Origin of the sequence: Shewanella sp. 10N.286.51.B2 (assembly GCF_041469265.1) — a bacterium.
Lineage (GTDB): Bacteria > Pseudomonadota > Gammaproteobacteria > Enterobacterales > Shewanellaceae > Shewanella.
Genome location: NZ_JBFRKH010000028.1, coordinates 1 through 19065 on the forward strand (window position 1 = coordinate 1; position 19065 = coordinate 19065).

General features: G+C 44.1%; 13 protein-coding genes. 7 read left to right on the top strand and 6 right to left on the bottom strand.

The annotated features are described in order from the left end of the window. Positions 1–475: reverse transcriptase domain-containing protein (locus AB4140_RS07830; protein ID WP_372000469.1), on the bottom strand; the 475-nt coding region annotated here is incomplete at its 3' end. Between the two features lie 649 nt (positions 476–1124). On the opposite strand from AB4140_RS07830, the gene AB4140_RS07835 reads away from it, so the two are divergent. Continuing rightward, the gene (locus AB4140_RS07835) at positions 1125–1970 is read left to right on the top strand and encodes a trypsin-like serine protease (RefSeq protein ID WP_372000471.1); all 846 of its coding nucleotides are present in this window, start codon (positions 1125–1127) and stop codon (positions 1968–1970) included. A 258-nt stretch (positions 1971–2228) separates the two neighbouring features. Here AB4140_RS07835 and purL read toward each other — a convergent pair whose 3' ends face one another. Continuing rightward, complete coding sequence (gene purL, locus AB4140_RS07840) at positions 2229–6110, bottom strand: phosphoribosylformylglycinamidine synthase (RefSeq protein ID WP_372000493.1); 3882 nt, start codon at positions 6108–6110, stop codon at positions 2229–2231. A 369-nt stretch (positions 6111–6479) separates the two neighbouring features. Between purL and mltF the strand changes: the two genes are divergently transcribed. Next, positions 6480–7937, top strand: a complete 1458-nt coding sequence (gene mltF, locus AB4140_RS07845) for a membrane-bound lytic murein transglycosylase MltF (RefSeq protein WP_102477228.1) — start codon at positions 6480–6482, stop codon at positions 7935–7937. A 297-nt stretch (positions 7938–8234) separates the two neighbouring features. Here the strand turns inward: mltF and tadA are convergent, their stop codons facing one another. From tadA to guaB, 3 genes are all read right to left on the bottom strand, one after another. Next, positions 8235–8909, bottom strand: a complete 675-nt coding sequence (gene tadA, locus AB4140_RS07850; protein WP_102440607.1) for a tRNA adenosine(34) deaminase TadA — start codon at positions 8907–8909, stop codon at positions 8235–8237. A 128-nt stretch (positions 8910–9037) separates the two neighbouring features. Further along, positions 9038–10615, bottom strand: a complete 1578-nt coding sequence (guaA, locus tag AB4140_RS07855; RefSeq protein WP_076542725.1) for a glutamine-hydrolyzing GMP synthase — start codon at positions 10613–10615, stop codon at positions 9038–9040. Between the two features lie 116 nt (positions 10616–10731). After that, positions 10732–12204: an IMP dehydrogenase gene (guaB, locus tag AB4140_RS07860; RefSeq protein WP_076542723.1), complete on the bottom strand. Its 1473-nt coding sequence runs from the start codon at positions 12202–12204 to the stop codon at positions 10732–10734. A 121-nt stretch (positions 12205–12325) separates the two neighbouring features. Here guaB and xseA point away from each other — a divergent pair, with 121 nt between their 5' ends. Next, positions 12326–13654: an exodeoxyribonuclease VII large subunit gene (gene xseA, locus AB4140_RS07865; protein WP_102440579.1), complete on the top strand. Its 1329-nt coding sequence runs from the start codon at positions 12326–12328 to the stop codon at positions 13652–13654. An 83-nt stretch (positions 13655–13737) separates the two neighbouring features. Here the strand turns inward: xseA and AB4140_RS07870 are convergent, their stop codons facing one another. Beyond that, complete coding sequence (locus tag AB4140_RS07870; RefSeq protein ID WP_102520522.1) at positions 13738–14649, bottom strand: choice-of-anchor H family protein; 912 nt, start codon at positions 14647–14649, stop codon at positions 13738–13740. 232 nt (positions 14650–14881) lie between these two features. Between AB4140_RS07870 and AB4140_RS07875 the strand changes: the two genes are divergently transcribed. The 4 genes from AB4140_RS07875 to AB4140_RS07890 all read left to right on the top strand — a co-directional run bounded on the left by AB4140_RS07875 (position 14882) and on the right by AB4140_RS07890 (position 18987). Continuing rightward, a complete protein-coding gene (locus tag AB4140_RS07875; RefSeq protein WP_133126440.1) occupies positions 14882–15253 on the top strand; it encodes a PepSY domain-containing protein in 372 nt (123 codons plus the stop codon). A gap of 60 nt (positions 15254–15313) precedes the next feature. Continuing rightward, positions 15314–15991 (top strand): response regulator transcription factor, encoded by a 678-nt coding sequence (locus AB4140_RS07880; protein WP_102440581.1) that lies wholly within the window; start codon positions 15314–15316, stop codon positions 15989–15991. A 7-nt stretch (positions 15992–15998) separates the two neighbouring features. Beyond that, the gene (locus AB4140_RS07885) at positions 15999–17375 is read left to right on the top strand and encodes an ATP-binding protein (RefSeq protein ID WP_372000475.1); all 1377 of its coding nucleotides are present in this window, start codon (positions 15999–16001) and stop codon (positions 17373–17375) included. Between the two features lie 127 nt (positions 17376–17502). Further along, the gene (locus tag AB4140_RS07890) at positions 17503–18987 is read left to right on the top strand and encodes a DUF3300 domain-containing protein (protein WP_372000477.1); all 1485 of its coding nucleotides are present in this window, start codon (positions 17503–17505) and stop codon (positions 18985–18987) included. The last annotated feature ends 78 nt before the right edge of the window (positions 18988–19065 follow it).

Genomic DNA, 19065 nt, shown 5'->3' on the forward strand with positions numbered 1-19065 from the left:
TACGTTTCTGTTTGATGATATCCTTAACTTGCAGTACCGCTTGTTTGGCATTTTTATTCGGCCTAAAGCCAAAGCTATTAGCCGAGAAAAATGGGTCAAACAGTGGAGTGAGTATTTGAGCTATCGCTTGCTGTATGACACGGTCAATGACGTTCGGGATCCCCAATTTGCGTTTACCGCCATCGGGTTTGTCGATCTCTACACGCCTGACCGCTGAGGGTAGATATTTACCTTGCTCAAGTTGAGTTTTACACTGTTGCCAACCGCCTTGTTGCATCCAGATCGGGAAGGCTTCGATAGTCATACCATCGATACCAGCCGCGCCTTTATTGGCTTTAACTTGCCGCCACGCTCGGTGTAAATTCTCAGGTTCGAGTAGTTGCTGGAATAGATCGCTGTTGAAGGCCGGTTGCAGGTCAATACGCTGCTGATAGTAATCGTCTGGCGACGTAGTGAGTATCGACAAGTTTGACAAGACTCCTCCTTCTTCTGAATGTTCAGGCCTTCACCATATCCCATCCATTACGATGGGCGTTGGGCTACTATGCCGTCTGCTGACTTCTGCTTAATCACACGCCGAGTTACCCCGTCATGCGCTATCGGTTTCCATCTGATTCGCTCTTTTCAGTCGATGGCGCTGAAAAGCCAAGGCACCTATAAACCAGAGCCTTACTGGTTAATTACCGATCGCGTGTTAAGTAGATCTCCCCAGATAAGAACATGAACTTTCTTTGCACTGCTGCATCATTTACGGTGGCCATTAGATCACGTGGTTTCGTCGTCTTGTACCCTTGCTTCGCGGGGCAGACCCTGCCAACTCACCTCTAGCCTACGCCTCATATGATGTTCTTGTTCATCAGCTCGCAAATTTGCTAGCGGCTTCCTCCAGACCAATCCTCGCGGATAAGCCCTTGCCATTCGCTAGTAGTTAACGTTTAATAACAGCATGTTAATAAACGGTGACCTTCCTACAGAGGACTTTCACCTCATTAGTTCATGCCCATGCTGGGCGTACACAAGGCATTTAAACGGAACTAAAACAGTGGGTTACGTTCCGCTTCGCTCCACAGTATAACCCACAATTTTAGTCCGCTTAATGCGGCGTTAAATTGCAAAGGGAAGTCATGCGTATATTTCTATTTATTTCATTGTTTATTTTAAGTTTTTCGTCTTCAGCAATAGTTGTTCGTCATGATGTTGATGACAAAAAGTACCAGGCTATGCCAAGTGATTTTGCTCCATTGGCAACATTCTATGTTGATGGCGCACATGGAACATTAATTAAACCTGATTGGATAGTGACCGCTGCGCATGCCACATTTTGTGTGACCCCCGAAAGTTATGTAGCGTTCAATAATGGTCTGCATAAAGTAGAAAGTGTATTTGTCCATAGAGACTACAAACCCGGTAAAAGTCACGATATAGCTTTAGTCAAATTAATTAATCCTGTAACGGGAATTGAGCCTGCAACTGTTTACGGAAATACTGATGAGCTTGGAAAACCAACTTGGTTTATCGGTGTAGGTGGTACTGGTAATGGTTTAATTGGCCAAACGGTGGATAACTATGAAAATAACGGGGTGTTACGTAAAGCTCAAAATATAATTACTATGGCCGATGGGCCATTATTAAAATTTGTTTTTGATAGTGGAGATTCAGCTTTACCGTTAGAAGGGGTTTCTGGTGGAGGAGATAGTGGAGGACCTGCATTTCTAAAATCTAATGGAACAAATTACTTGCTTGGTGTTAGTTCTAGAGTTGAAGGTGAAGGTATAGGTAAATATGGAGTTCAAGAGGTTTACTCAAGAGCTTCCTACTTTAAGCCTTGGATTGACAAAGTTACAAGTGGTGACAAGGCTGTTCAACTACAATTAACAAGGCCAAAATTAGAAAAACTTCCCTCTGGCCTAACAGACGAAATCTTACCTGAGGTATGTTCTGATATTGGGATAAAACCAAATGCAATTTAACAAGGGTCATCAAATGGACTCCACAAGCTTGGCGATTTTTATTGCAAAGAAACGCAATAAAACTACCAAACTTGTTCCGCCATTTATGCCAGCGTTAATTCATCGAAATTTTAATCTGAAACTCACAGATAGAGTTAAATGTCTAACGCGTTTCTATCCAGAAATGAGTTAGCAATACTCTCCACAAACTCAAACCCAATAAAAAGGCGACCATTTGGTCGCCTTTTTGCTGTTAACTCAATCTAGGTTAAGTGAAGCTTAACCTAACTTAACCCGTGCATTGCGGAACATACGCATCCATGGGCTGTCTTCACCCCATTCATCTGGGTGCCAAGAGTTGGCAACGGTTCTGAATACTCGTTCTGGATGCGGCATCATAATCGTCACTCGGCCATCAGTGGTAGTTAATGCGGTAATCGCATTTGGCGAACCATTGGGGTTTTGTGGGTATTGGGTTGCTATAGCGCCATTACCGTCAACGTAACGCAGTGCCACTGTGCCTGTCGCTTCAGCGGCGGCTAAGGCTTCAACTGACTTAAACTCAGCGCGGCCTTCACCGTGTGATACTGCGATTGGCATACGTGAACCTTCCATACCTTCAAAGAAGATTGATGGGCTCTTTTGTACTTCAACCAAACTCGCACGTGCTTCAAAACGCTCCGAACGGTTACGGACAAAGTGTGGCCAATGCTCACTTCCTGGAATGATTTCTTTCAGGTTAGATAACATCTGACAACCGTTACATACACCTAATGCTAGCGTGCCATCACGTTCAAAGAACTGTGAGAACTCACTGCGAGCACGGTCGTTAAATAAGATTGACTTAGCCCAACCTTCACCTGCGCCCAGTACATCACCGTAAGAGAATCCACCACAAGCCACTAGGCCTTGGAATTCTTCTAGGTTGATGCGACCCGATAAAATGTCAGACATATGCACGTCGCGGCTTTCGAAACCTGCGCGATCAAAGGCTGCTGCCATTTCAACGTGGGAGTTAACCCCTTGCTCACGGATAATCGCCATCTTAGGTGCGACACCTTTTAAGATAAATGGCGCGGCAACGTCTTCGCTTGGGTTAAAGCGTAAATCAACTGTAAGACCTGGGTCTTTGGCTTGCTGCTTAAGTTCAAACTCTTCTTTAGCACATTCAGGGTTGTCACGTAGTGACTGCATGCGATAAGTGGTTTCAGACCACATGGTGCGCAGTGCTACGCGGCTGTCACTAAATACTGGCGTCTGGCCATCAACGATAGTGATTTGATCATCTTGGGTTAGCTTGGCAATATATTGGCAAGACACGCCCACGGCAGCGAACTGAGCTTGAATGTTAGCTGAATCAGCTTTAGACACCTGAATAACCGCGCCTAACTCTTCATTAAACAAGCGCTCAAGGTCTGTGCCTTTAAGTGCTGCTAAATCAATATTAAGGCCGGTATTACCCGCAAATGCCATTTCCACTAGTGTCGTGAATAAACCGCCGTCACTGCGGTCATGATAAGCAAAGACTTTTTGAGCAGCGACTAATGGCTGAATCACTTCAAAGAAGCTACGTAAGCTTGCTGCATCATCTAAGTCTGGCGCCACATCACCTAACTGGCTGTAAACTTGCGCTAAACAAGAACCGCCTAAACGGTTTTGACCATTAGCCAAATCAATCAGTAACAGTTCTGTATCGCCTTTATCAGTGCGAAGCTCTGGAGTCACAGTGTTGCGAATGTCTTTGACCACACCGAATGCAGTGATAACCAGTGACATTGGTGAAGTAACAGCTTTATCTTCACCGGCTTCGTTCCACGCAGTTTTCATCGACATTGAGTCTTTACCCACTGGGATAGTTAACTCAAGTTCAGGACAAAGCTCTTCACCCACTGCTTTTACTGCTTCATAAAGACCGGCATCTTCACCTGGGTGACCTGCTGCCGACATCCAGTTAGCTGATAATTTAATATGCTTGAATGAACCAATATCAGTACCCGCAATGTTTAAGATTGACTCGGCGACGGCCATACGAGCTGAAGCGCCAAAATCAAGTAATGCTAATGGAGTACGTTCACCAATAGACATGGCTTCACCGGCGTAGCTGTCATAACTTGCTGCAGTTACGGCACAATCAGCAACAGGAACCTGCCAAGGTCCAACCATTTGGTCACGGTTAACTAAACCTGTTACCGAGCGGTCACCAATGGTGATAAGGAAAGACTTATCGGCCACAGTAGGTAAATGCAAGATGCGCGATACCGCTTCTTTAAGGTCAATATTAGCGGTTTCGAGCGCTGAAAACTCAGCATTGGCAGTGACCACATCGCGGCTCATTTTAGGTGCTTTACCTAATAAAACCTCAAGGGGTAAATCAATTGGCTTGTTGTCAAAGTGGCTATCTTCAAGGGTGAGGTGCTGCTCTTCAGTTGCATCACCTACCACAGAAAACGGCGCACGTTCACGCTCACAAATTTTCTTGAAGGTTTCTAAATTCTCAGGTGCCACAGACAGAACATAACGTTCTTGAGATTCGTTACACCAGATCTCAAGTGGGCTCATGCCCGGCTCATCAGATGGTACGTTACGTAAATTAAACAATGCGCCTCTGTCGGCATCATTCACCAGCTCAGGGAAGGCATTTGATAAACCGCCCGCGCCCACATCGTGAATAAATTGAATTGGGTTATCGTCACCCATCTGCCAGCAACGGTCGATCACTTCCTGACAACGACGTTCCATTTCTGGGTTTTCACGTTGTACAGAAGCAAAATCTAAGTCTTCACTTGATTGACCAGAGGCCATTGATGACGCAGCGCCGCCGCCTAAACCAATGTTCATTGCAGGGCCGCCAAGTACAATCAGCTTAGCGCCAACGGTAATTTCGCCTTTTTGAACATGATCTTCACGAATATTACCTAAACCACCAGCAAGCATGATTGGCTTGTGGTAACCGCGTACTTCAACACCGTTATGGCTGGCAACTTCTTGCTCGTAAGTACGGAAGTAACCCACAAGGGCTGGACGACCAAATTCGTTATTAAATGCTGCGCCGCCTAATGGGCCTTCAGTCATGATTTCAAGTGGCGTTACAATACGTCTAGGTTTGCCGTAGTCGCCTTCCCATGGCTGCACAAAGCCTGGGATTTTAAGGTTTGATACGCTAAAGCCTGTTAAACCTGCTTTAGGTTTTGAACCGCGACCGGTTGCGCCTTCATCACGGATCTCACCGCCTGATCCTGTGGCAGCGCCCGGATAGGGGCTAATTGCTGTTGGGTGATTGTGGGTTTCAACCTTCATCAACACGTGCATTGGCTCGGTGTGATAGTTATAAACGCCATCTTGATCAGGGAAGAATCGACCGGCAACAGAGCCTGTCATGACAGCGGCATTATCTTTATAAGCTGATAACACGTTGTCTGGGGTGACTTCGAAGGTGTTTTTAATCATTTTGAATAATGATTTAGGCTGAACTTCACCATCGATAGTCCAGTCTGCATTGAAAATCTTGTGACGACAATGCTCTGAGTTTGCTTGAGCAAACATCATTAGCTCGATGTCGTTAGGATTACGGTTTAAGCGCACAAAGTTATCAACTAAGTAGTCGATTTCATCTTCTGCTAGCGCTAGGCCTAATTGCACGTTTGCCACTTCAAGGGCGCGGCGACCTTCAGCTAAAATATTGATGCTTTTGAAGGGCAATGGCTCAGTGCGTTCAAACAATACTGATGCTGCGGCAAACTCAGGTAAAATCACTTCAACCATACGGTCGTGGATTAAGCCTTTCACTTGCTCTAACTGCTGCGCTGTTAATGATGCTCCTGCAACATAGTAGGCAATACCGCGTTCTAGGCGTTTTACTTTGCCTAAACCACAATTTTGGGCGATGTCAGTTGCTTTAGATGACCAAGGAGAAATCGTTCCAGGGCGAGGTGTTACAAATATCAATGATCCTTCTGGAGTATGAGATTCAATTGCAGGTCCGTAGGTTAGAATGGTTTCAAGTTGCTGATATTCTTTATCATCAAGCTTGTCACTTAAATCGGCTAAATGGACATACTCAGCATAGATTTGCTCAACAGGAAGCGCTGCTGTTTCACAGGCCTCCATAAGCTTTTGAACTCTAAAAGCTGAAAGTGCTGGGGCTCCGCGAATGATCTCAATCACGTCAATTCACCTTATTAATTATAATGGCAGGGTAAGAATTGGCGCTATTATAGGGAATCACACCCTATAAATCACCCACCAAGGCGCGTGAGAACAGTGTTTCCCGTTAACGAAAACAATCAATTTAAATAACACATAAAAGCGCTTAAAATTTAAGCGTTAATTCGCGATTAAAAGCCAATTGTCATTTGGTTTTCTTTAATCAATTCAAACGTATATTTTACTCAGCTTGAGCCGGTTTCTAGGTGAAATAGCAAACTACTGCTAAAATATCTAAAGCGCTGACATTTTTTAAAACGGTATTATATTTTCAGGCTCAACATTGAATAGTGCACAGTGCCTAATACCAATAGCTTACAGATGGATATGACCAAACTTTTAACGATTATTTCATTCAGCTTTTTACTGGTGGCCTGTGAGCCACCTAGGTTTGAAGTCACTGAATTTGTTGAAACCTCCCCCAAACGTACCGTCTTAAAGGTAGGGACGCTTTACGGCTCGCAAACCTACCTCAACTCAGATCTTGGCGAGAGTGGTTTTGATTATGAAATGGCGGCAAAGTTTGCAGCGTATCTTGATGTGCCATTAGAAATGGTGCCTTACACCCACAGGCAGCAGTTATTCGCCGCTCTGCGAAATGATGAAATCGATATTGTTGCCGCCGCAATTACCACTACCCAAAACCGTCGTGAACAATTTTTACTAGGGCCAGCTTTATATGAGGTCAATCAAGTATTGATTTATAAAACCGGCACTCAAAAGCCAAGAAATCTTGATAATCTGAGCGGTGATATTTATGTCATCTCTGAGTCTGCGGCGGTGGATACATTAACCAGCTTGCAGCAATCACACCCAAACCTTAAATGGCAGCAAGTGTATGACAAAGACAACGAAGAATTGTTTTCTTTGGTGGCGAAAGGCGAGTTGCTTTATACGGTGGCAGACTCTAAAAGTCTACGAATAAATCAACGCTATTTACCTGAGTTACGGGGCAGTATCGTCCTAGATGATAAAACTGACGTTGTATGGTTATTGCGCCCCAATGGCAGCGACCGCTTAATGGGCTCGTTATTGTCGTTTTGGCATCAGCAAAAACGGAATGGCACCCTTGAGCATTTAAATGAAAAGTATTTTGGCCATGTTAAGCGCTTTGACTATGTTGATACTCGCGCGTTTATTCGCGCTATTGATAATGTGCTACCTGAATACCAAGCCTTATTTGAAAAACATGCTGGCGATCTCGACTGGCGTAAAGTGGCCGCCGCCGGTTATCAAGAGTCCCATTGGAACCCTAAAGCGCGCTCACCCACTGGCGTTCGCGGCATGATGATGCTCACCCAGCCAACGGCAAGCTCTGTGGGGGTGGATAACCGCCTCGATGCAGAACAAAGCATTCGCGGTGGCGCAATTTATTTGCAAAAAATGATCGATCGTTTACCAGCATCAATCCCTGACAGTCAGCGTATTTGGTTTGCCCTTGCCTCCTATAATGTGGGTTTAGGTCATGTGGAGGATGCCCGCAAAATAGCCCAAGGGATGGGTAAAGATCCCAGTGCATGGCGAGATGTCAAAGAGGTCTTGCCACTGCTGCAACAACGCAAATATTATCAACATACTCGTTATGGTTATGCTCGTGGTAATGAAGCGGTTCACTATGTGGAAAACATCCGCCGATATTACGACACCTTAGTGTGGGTCGATAGTCAAAATAAACAGCTTGAACTTATGCAGCAACAAGCAGAAAATGACACCACAGGCCAAGCTAAGACTTCAGCCAATGATGATAAAAATCCAGAAGATATTGTAAAATCAGCGGCGCAATAAAACCGTCACTTACTGGCTTTACACTGTCTAGGGTAACTTTTTAACCATCACCTTTATGCTAGTGAATGCAAGTAAGGGATACGAATTAGCAAATGGGGATTGTGAGCTAACCCAGTTTTAGATTTACAGCAAACCGGGCAGCGATGGTTTGTTTTCGAAAGTGATTTATGCTCGCTTTAACTAATATAAAACCTCACCAATGTAGTAAGGCTTAACATGAGAAGAAACACTAATAACAGCGCTCGTCGCCGTAATGCTATCAAGCTTAAACAACGTAAAATGCTTAACCGCCAGAAATTATTTTTCGCCTTTTTGCAGCAACAAGTCTGATTGCTGTTTCAGTAACTTTTTAAGTGCTTTTTTTTCTTCTCTGCGACGTTTAAAAAAAGCACTTAATTGCCCAGCACACTCGCTCGCTAATACCCCAGACGTCACCTCTAGCTGATGATTAAAATCAGCATGTTGAACTAAATTAACCACACTGCCAGCGGCGCCGGTTTTTAAATCATCTGCGCCAAATACCACTCGTTTTATTCGGCTATGCACCATAGCGCCAGCGCACATGGAACAAGGCTCTAGGGTGACATACAAGCTAGTGTCTAACATGCGGTAGTTTTCAAGCACCTGCCCTGCGGCGCGAATACATTCAATTTCAGCATGGGCTGTGGGGTTATGCTCGCAAATACTTAAATTAAAGCCACTAGCAAGCAACTCATCATCTTTAACCAAGACTGCGCCCACGGGCACCTCTCCTTTGGCTTCTGCTAACCTGGCTTGCGCCATTGCTACTCGCATCCACTTTTCATCAATAGCTGTTTGTTCAGCGGTCAGCTCGGTTTCAACTAATTGACCGAGTTGATTGATCTGCTTATTAACCAGTTTATTCACTGGCTCAGAGCTAGGCTCAGTTTCAGGCTTGGTTTCAAGATCGGCATCAATGATAGGATCTGCAATGTCAGTAGATGTTGGCATGGGGGCTCGATAATTCATAACGCTTTAGTTGTAAAAAATAGCTGTAAAACAGTTAGATTGAATTAGATAGTTTAAAACAAAAAAGACGCCGAAGCGCCTTTTTGTTTATTCAGCAATATCTAAATGGGTTATTCCCATTCAATGGTTGCCGGTGGCTTACCTGAAATATCGTAAACCACACGTGAAATACCATCGATTTCATTAATAATGCGGTTAGATACACGACCTAAGAAGTCATAAGGTAAATGTGCCCAGTGGGCTGTCATAAAGTCGATAGTTTCAACTGCGCGCAGCGATACTACCCAATCATATTTACGACCATCGCCCATAACGCCGACAGAACGAACAGGTAGGAATACGGTAAATGCTTGGCTGACTTTGTTGTAAAGGTCAGCTTTGTGCAGCTCTTCAATGAAGATAGCATCCGCTAAACGCAGTAAGTCACAGTACTCTTTTTTCACCTCACCTAAAACGCGCACACCCAGACCCGGTCCTGGGAACGGATGACGGTAAAGCATGTCGTATGGCAGACCAAGCTCTAAACCAATTTTACGCACTTCATCTTTAAATAACTCACGTAATGGCTCAACTAGTCCCATTTCCATATCATCTGGCAAACCGCCAACGTTATGGTGCGACTTAATCACATGGGCTTTGCCTGTGGCGCTGCCTGCAGATTCAATTACATCAGGGTAAATCGTGCCTTGTGCTAACCATTTTGCATTAACGCATTTCTTTGACTCTTCATCGAAAATCTCAACGAAAACGCGGCCAATGATTTTACGTTTAGCTTCTGGCTCTGCTTCGCCAGCCATTTGCTCTAAGAAACGGTGCTCAGCATTAACGTGAACAATATTCAGTCCGAAGTGATCGCCAAACATTTCCATGACTTGGTTGGCTTCGTTTAAACGTAGCAGACCGTTATCAACAAATACACAGGTCAGTTTGTCGCCTATTGCGCGGTGCAATAGCATGGCCACAACCGATGAATCTACACCACCTGACAAACCTAAAATTACTTCATCGTTACCGATTTGTTTTTTCAGTTTTTCAATAGCATCTTCAATAATTGATGATGGTTTCCAGTTAGCAGGACAGCCACAGATCTCTAGCGCGAAGTGCTCAAGCATGCGCTTACCTTGACGAGTGTGGGTCACTTCTGGGTGAAATTGCACCCCGTAGAAATGCTTATCTTCATTGGCCATTGCAGCGTATGGGCAAGTGTCAGTTTTAGCGACAGTAACAAAACCTTCTGGGATTTCAGATACTTTATCGCCGTGGCTCATCCATACATCCAGTAATGGCTTGCCTGTTTCACTGATGGCATCTTCAATGCTTTTGAATAAGGCTGATTCCGTTTGCAGTTCAACCTGCGCGTAACCGAACTCGCCTTCGCCAACGCCTTGGATCACTTTGCCGCCAAGCTGCTCAGACATGGTTTGCATGCCGTAACAAATACCTAAAACAGGTACGCCAGCATTGAATACATATTCTGGTGCTCGTGGTGAGTTAGCAGCGGTAACGCTTTCAGGGCCACCAGCTAAAATGATGCCGTTAGGAGCAAAACCTTTAATTTGCTCTTCAGATACATCCCAAGCCCAAAGCTCACAATAAACACCGATTTCACGAATACGGCGGGCGATTAACTGCGTGTATTGCGATCCAAAATCTAGGATCAGGATTTTATGCTCATGAATGTTGCTCATGGGTTACCTTATATCTGGTTTGATCTAGTAGATTTGCTTCAATCTCAAATGCATAATTTCAAATGCATAATGAAATTGAAAAAAGGCGCTCAAATAAATGAGCGCCTTATTAATTATTAAGTGCCGCTACGATAGTTCGGCGCTTCTTTACTGATGGTGACATCGTGCACATGAGACTCGCCCATGCCTGCTGAAGTAATTTTAACGAACTCAGCTTTTTCATTTAATTCTTTAATGGTGGCACAACCGGTAAGACCCATACATGAACGTAAGCCGCCCATGTGCTGGTGAATAATCTCTTTTAATTTACCTTTGTAAGCAACGCGGCCTTCAATACCTTCTGGTACTAATTTGTCAGCAGCATTGTCACTTTGGAAATAGCGATCTGATGAACCTTGAGTTTGAGTCATCGCACCTAAAGAGCCCATACCGCGGTATGACTTATAAGCACGACCATTGTATAGCTCAGTTTCGCCCGGCGCTTCATCAGTACCAGCAAACATTGAACCTGCCATGATGCAAGATGCACCCGCTGCCAATGCTTTAGCTAAATCACCTGAAAAACGAATACCGCCATCGGCAATAACCGGAATATCAAGATGCTTAACTGCCGCTGCTGCGTCAGATACTGCAGTAATTTGCGGCACGCCAACACCGGTTACGATACGCGTAGTACAGATTGATCCAGGGCCAATACCCACTTTAACCGCATCAACGCCAGCTTCAACTAGGGCTAATGCGCCTTCAGCTGTTGCAACGTTACCGCCAACAATTTGTAAGTCAGGGAATGATGCGCGAGTATCACGAATACGTTGCAATACGCCTTCTGAGTGACCATGAGATGAGTCAATCAATAATACGTCAACACCGGCTTTAACCAATGCAGCAATACGCTCTTCGTTACCTGCACCAGCGCCAACGGCTGCACCTACACGTAAACGACCTAACTCGTCTTTACATGCATTTGGTTTACGTTCAGCTTTTTGGAAATCTTTAACTGTGATAAGGCCTTTAAGCTTGAAGTTAGCGTCAACCACTAGCACTTTCTCAACGCGGTGAGAATGCATTAATGTTTGTACTTCATCTAATTTAGTGCCTTCTTGAACCGTCACAAGACGATCTTTTGGGGTCATAACTTGTTCAACAGTCATGGTCCAGTCAGTGACAAAGCGCACATCACGGCCAGTGATAATACCCACAAGTTCACTTGCGTCATTAACCACTGGGTAACCAGCAAAACCATTGCGCTCAGTTAATTGCTTAACGTCAGCTAAGGTTGTTGATGGATTAACTGTAACAGGTTGCTGAACAATACCCGCTTCGTAAATTTTAACTTTACGAACTTCTTCAGCTTGCTGCTCAATGGTCATATTTTTATGAATAAAACCTAAACCACCTTCTTGTGCCATCGCGATCGCTAAGCGAGCTTCAGTTACGGTATCCATAGCTGCAGAAACAATTGGGGTGTTTAATTCTATTTTTCTAGTCAGACGTGTTTTTAGAACAGCGGTATTTGGGAGGACGGTTGAGTGAGCAGGCACCAGTAGTACATCATCAAATGTTAGTGCGTCATTTCTTAATCTTAACATGCAACATCTCCCAGAAAGTGTAGGGTTTAGAAAGGGTAAATATTGCGGCGGGATTATACCTTGCATATTGGGGTTGGTAAATGGAAAATAGTCAAAAGTTCCGATTGGGTGGCCTAAATTGATGAAAAGCTCAAAAAATAATGTTTACTCCGTTTCGCGATTAAACGGTGAAGTCCGCCAGCTGCTTGAAGGAGAGCTTGGTAAGGTCTGGCTAGAGGCCGAAATCTCGAACTTTGTTTCCCCAAATTCAGGTCATTGGTATATGACTTTAAAGGACAGTCGCTCACAAATTCGTTGTGCGATGTTTAAAGGTCGTAATCAATCAGTCGCCTTTAGACCGGTTAATGGACAACAGGTTTTAGTTAAAGGCGCCATCAGTGTTTACGAGCCCCGCGGCGATTATCAATTACTATTAGAGTCGATGTTGCCTGCGGGTGATGGATTGCTAGCACAGCAATATGAGGCGCTTAAGCTAAAATTAGCCGCAGAAGGCTTATTTGCAACAGAAACTAAGCGCCCTATTCCACAAAATATCCAACGAATAGGTGTGATTACCTCAGCTACTGGTGCAGCCATTCGCGATGTAGTGCATGTGTTATCGCGGCGCGATCCGTCCATTGAAGTGGTGGTTTACCCCACTCAAGTACAAGGTGCTACTGCCAGTAAATTAATTATCGATGCCATCACTACCGCCAACAAACGTCTTGAGGTTGATGTGCTGCTACTCACCCGTGGTGGCGGTTCACTGGAAGATCTATGGTGCTTTAACGATGAAGACTTAGCCCACGCGATTTATAACAGTGCATTGCCCGTAGTGAGCGCTGTGGGCCATGAAATTGATACCACCATCAGTGACTATGTTGCTGATGTAAGAGCGCCGACGCCATCGGCAGGGGCTGAGTTGTTATCTGATGATAAAGGCAATAAAAGCCAAAAATTGACTGCGACTTTCGCGCGTTTAAGGCAAGCCTATCGTCATTACATATTGCATCAAAGCACCCAACTTGCTGAATTAAGCCACCAGCTGCAAAGACAAGATCCTAAAAGGCAACTACAACAGCTTGAACAACGTTTTGATGAAATGCAGTTAAAGCTTGAGTCTGCGTTGCAGCACAAACTGGCCCGCGCCCAAATGAGGCAACAACAATTAAAAAGCCGTTTGCAGCAGCAATCGCCAGTGCACAAACTCACCCTTGAGCAAAACAAAATGACTTATCTAAGTAATCGCTTAAATGAAGCGATGAAAAGCCGAGTTGATAACGCCAGTAAGCAACTCAGTTACAGCGCTCATAAGCTGGAAACCGTAAGCCCGTTAGCCACCTTAAGCCGTGGTTACAGTATTACTAAAGACAGTGATGGCAAGGTAGTTGAACAGGCGAACCAAGTAAGCTCAGGTGACTTACTGGTTACTCAGCTACATCATGGTGAGATTGAGTCCCTAGTTAAATAAATAGTGAAGTAACAGTGAAGTAGAAATGAATAACCACCGCGACGCTGTTAATTAATAAGAGTCACGGTGGTGAGTTAATAAGCTCATGACGTCATACTTTTTCGTCTCATTATTAGCAAACCTACAGCTAAGATTAACATGACACCTGAGGTACTACCGCCACTGACTATCACTTCAGTTTCAATGATTTCTTCTTCAATATAAACCGTATCTCTATCGCTACTTTCTAACGGCAAGGCATATAAGCTATCAGCCTCTTCACTACTGATGGTGGCAACAATATCCTCATAACCCACCTCATATAAATCAATCAGTACGTCATAGTAATCGGTTTTATACCCTTGGGCTAAGGTGGTTAGCACCTCATAACTGTCATCTTCAGCTTCGCCATAAATGGTAAAAATATCGGTGGAGTAATAATGCTGCCACGGGCCGCCATTTCGGCTTAAATACAATTCAGCATAAACATTAGCAGGCTCGCCGACACTAAAGCCGTAAACATCAGCATCAAAGGTCACGGTAAAAGTTTGATAAAAACCATCTTCATCAAAATCATCATATAAATGACTGTAGGCCTGATAAATCGTAAAATCCCTAAGCCCCGGCTGCACATACATCATAGAGGCAGTATTGGTTATGGCATTATTGGTTAAGGTATTTTTAGGCGCTACTTGTGATGTGGTTTGTTTAGATAACTGCGATAACTGCTTGATGCGCACTGAACGCTCAACGGCTAGCGCAGGCTCAAGCTGCTTGGCATTATTTACCAATGCGTTAATGCGCTGCGGGTCAACCTTCACTTGGTTTGGCTTTTCTGAGGCAGTTAATTGTCGCCCTTCACTACTCACTAATACTTTTGCCTGCACTTGATTTGATAAAGCAGCCACATTTGACAAAGCAGCCGCTTCAGAGGCGACAGCAGTGTGTACAAAACCGCTCATCGATAAAAGCACTACTGCCGTCAGCGACCATTTTGAAATAGATAAAGTCATCATAATCAATCCTTGTTTTCAATGCGCTTGGTGAAACCTGCTTTCTATTTAAGTGCATTGAAAATGAATATAAGCTGAACACGTTCAGCTAGAATTCATCAAAGCCATTAGATAATGATTAAAACTACTGCTGTGAGATAGGCAGTTTTGATAGCGAAGCGCTATTTCTATATTGCAGCAGATCTTTTACACTGATGACTGATTTCAAAGATAAATATTCAATTGGACTTGGCAAATGAGCAAAGTAACAACGAAATTACGCATTCCCCTGACTATCTTAATATTGAGTTTTCTCAGTATCGGATTAGTTCAGGCTGCGCCAGTTTCAGGCAATTGGAGTCAACAAGGCATCCATCAGCGTGCCCATCAATCGCCCAATCAGCATGCGCCCAATCAAAAAAAAACCAACCAGTCGAAAAAGTTAGCCGTTAATAGCTCACAGCAGGCTGCGCAACTGGCTAAAAGGCAATACTCGGCTAAAGTGCTGTCGGTGCAATCAACCTCAGTGAACGGCTCTCCTGGCTATCGGGTTAAACTACTGTCAAATAAAGGCATGGTGTTTTACGCCACCGTCAATGCACGTTCAGGTTCAGTTTCAAGAAACTAATCTTTAACCGCCATCGTTGCCAAAGCTTAATTTTTAGCAACTAAATTCAAGAGGCTAGGCATGAGAATATTATTAGTTGAAGATGATTTAGGCTTACAACGCAATCTCACTGAGCACCTTCAAGGGGCAAATTACAGCGTTGATATTTCATCTGATGGCGAAGACGGATTGTTTCAAGCCTCTGAGTATCAATATGATGCAGCTATCATCGATGTGGGGTTACCTAAAATAGATGGCCTGAGCTTAATTACCCAGCTGCGTGAAAAACAAATCGATTATCCGATTTTGATTTTAACCGCTAGAGATGGCTGGCAAGACAAGGTGCTAGGGCTAGATTCTGGCGCAGATGATTACCTCACTAAACCATTTCAGCCTGAAGAGTTAGTCGCCCGTCTCAATGCATTAATCCGCCGCTCAGCTGGGCAAGCAAGTCCGGTGATCAGTAATGGCCCTTTTAGTCTTAATACCCGCACCTTAGCGTTAACGCATTTACAGCAGTCGGTTATTTTAAGTAGCTCTGAATTCAAACTGTTTGAATATTTTATGATGCATCAGGGTGAAGTGATTTCTAAACCCACCTTAATTGAACATATTTACGATCAGGATTTTGACTTGGACTCCAACGTCATTGAAGTGTTTATCCGCCGCTTACGTAAAAAGCTCGACCCTGATAACCAATATAAATTAATTGAAACTTTGCGTGGCCAAGGTTATCGCCTACGCCAGCTAAGTAAATAACCTTCTGATGAAAAAGCCATTAACTTTGCCTCGACTCGCACTCTTTAACTCCTTAAAAGTAAGGTTGATGCTCAGTGGCTTAGTGTTAATTGTGGTGTTACTGCCTCTCATTGGCGCGGCGGTTAATAATGCCTTTAAACATCAAATCGCCCAATCGATTAATAACCAGTTAAAAGCCTATGTGTATTCGGTGCTGGCAGTGGCAGAAGTCAAAGACAATAAGGTGGTGATGCCCAATTACTTATTGGAAAATCAATTTAATATTGTCGGCTCGGGTTTGTATGCACTTATCACTTCAAATTCTCCCTCTGGCGTTAATGAAGTATGGTCATCAGAATCTTTTTTAGGCTTAACCCTGCCTCAATTACCAATACCGGCCATGGGCGAAGGCAAGCTTACTCAAATCATCTTTGATGATGACATTAGTAATGAACCCAATAATCATGTGGTATATAACTTCACCGTTTCTTTTGAAACAGATAAAAAACCGCTACAAATAACGGTTCATATCATTAAAGATGACGCAGATTTTCAAAGGCAAATTAGTGAGTTTAGCAACACTCTATGGACATGGTTAGCAGTGTTAATGGTGGTACTAGCCTTGATACAGGCCATATGGTTGCTGTGGACATTAAAACCGTTAAACCGTTTTACTCAAGAGCTCACGTTAGTCGAGCAAGGTGAGCAAACTCGCATTGAGCAAAACTACCCAATAGAGCTCAACGCGGTGGCAAAACAGCTCAATGTGCTATTAAAAACTGAGCAACAGCAAAGGCAGCGTTATAAAAATGCCTTAGCCGATCTAGCCCATAGCTTAAAAACCCCGCTAGCAGTGCTGCAAAGCCAAAAAGACTTAAGTGCCGACTCCAAAGAGCAAGCCAGCAATATCAATAACATCATTAGCTATCAGCTCAATAAAGCCAAAACTAGCGGTAATAAGCCTTGGCATTTAGGGGTTAAAGTGGATGATGTCGCCAGCAAGTTAATCAGAACCTTAAGTAAAATATACCAACAGCAACACCTTGATATCGATTACCAAGCCCAAGCCAACATGCTATTTAAAGGCGAAGAAGCTGACTTAAGTGAAATGCTTGGCAACCTGTTAGACAACGCCTGTAAAGCCGCTAAGGCCCAAGTTTGCCTTAGCGTATTGCAAACCGATAACCAATTACACTTAATCATTGAAGATGACGGCAAAGGCCTAACCCCAGAGCAACAGCACGGTATTTTTGAACGTGGCATCAGAGCCGATACCTACCAACAAGGTCACGGCATTGGCTTAGCCATAGTGCGTGATATTGTCGAAAGTTATCAGGGGCAATTAAGCGTCGGTGCATCTGACACTTATGGCGGCGCTAAATTCACCATCACATTTAATGACTAGCTTTTACCATTAGTCGCTTAATTCACTCGAAATAAATTCCCTGCTTTCATCTTGTGTTCATTTTCACTTCGTTATCCTATATCTAACATTCAAAAACTGCCTTTATCAAAAAGGAGTTGGAGACGATATGATATTAATGAATACGACGTTTAATCGCATCAGAACAAGCCTAGTTGCCGTGTGCATTATGCTTTCTCCTGCGGCATTCGCGGCCACAGACAGTGGCGCACAAACACTGGTAAGCGATCAAGCCTACAGTCAAGATGCTGAGCAGCTGTCTGAAGCGCAGCTGGCGCAAATGCTTGCTCCTATAGCCTTATATCCAGATAGTTTGTTAACCCATATTCTGATTGCGTCTACCTACCCTCTAGAGGTAGTACAAGCCCATCGCTGGCAGCAAGAAAATAGTCAGCTTGATAGCGAACAGAAAATGCAGCAAGCCGAGCAACAGGATTGGGACCCTAGCGTCATGGCATTGGTGGCCTTTCCCACTGTGCTTGAAAAGCTTAATGAAGATCTTGATTGGACTCAGGAGTTAGGTGAAGCATTTCTGCAAGATGAAGAAACGGTATTAGCCAGCATTCAAACATTGCGCCATCAAGCAGATGAAGCCAATAGTTTTGATGATATGGAAAACATGACCATCACCCGTGAAGAAAAGCAGATCATTATTGAGCCTGCCCGTACGGAAGTGGTTTATGTTCCCTATTACGATCCAAGAATTGTTTACGGTAGCTGGCGCTGGAATGCATACCCACCAGTATATTGGCGTTATCCATCTTATGTGCATTACCGCCCGAACCGCCCAATTTATTGGGGACCAAGTGTTTATATCAACTTTAACTACTTCTTTGGCGCGGTGCATTGGTCAAATAGACGCGTGGTGGTGATTAATCATCATAAGACTCATTACTATCGTAAGCCCCATAAGATTGCCTATAGCCAAGGCTCACACCGCTGGAAGCACAAACCAGCTCATCGCCGCGGGGTTGCTTATAAAGCGCCGAGAGTAAGCCATAAGTATGATCGTGCCCGTTACAATAACAGCCACAAGCTGGCTCATGCTCAAAAACCTGGTCATAAAGGTAAGCCAGCACAGCTACATAACTCTAAGCCAAGCCATATAGCAAAGCAGCAACGTGTGAATAAAGCATTAAAAAATAATCATAATGCTAAGCCGAGCTATAGCTCAAGACCCAGTACTAAGCCAAATACTAGACCGAGCACTAAGCCCAGTACTAGACCGAGCACTAGACCAAGTAATACGAATAAAATGCATAATGGCCAGCAGGATAAAGCGCTGAGAACGGCAAATAAATCACAGCCAAACCGTTCAAATAAGGCTAATCAAAGCCAAAAAGCGACCAAGCAACCGAGCAGCAGACAAGCGACAAACAGGCAGGTTACTAATAGACAAGCGACCAGCAGACCGACTGTTAATAAACAGCAAAGTAGCAAGCACTATAACCAAACAGCGCGAGTGAATAACAACCGTAGCGCCCAAAACCACAGCATCAAGCCGCAGCAAAGAGCGAGTAATACATCCCACAACAACCGTGGTGGTAGTCGCTCAAGCAGTCATCACTCGTCGTCTAAACAGCGAGTGAAATAAACTGCGCTTTGGCTTAGTCAAAAGCTGAACCAGAAGTTGAGGCAAAAACTGAGTCTGAAATAAATAAAAAGCCTGAAT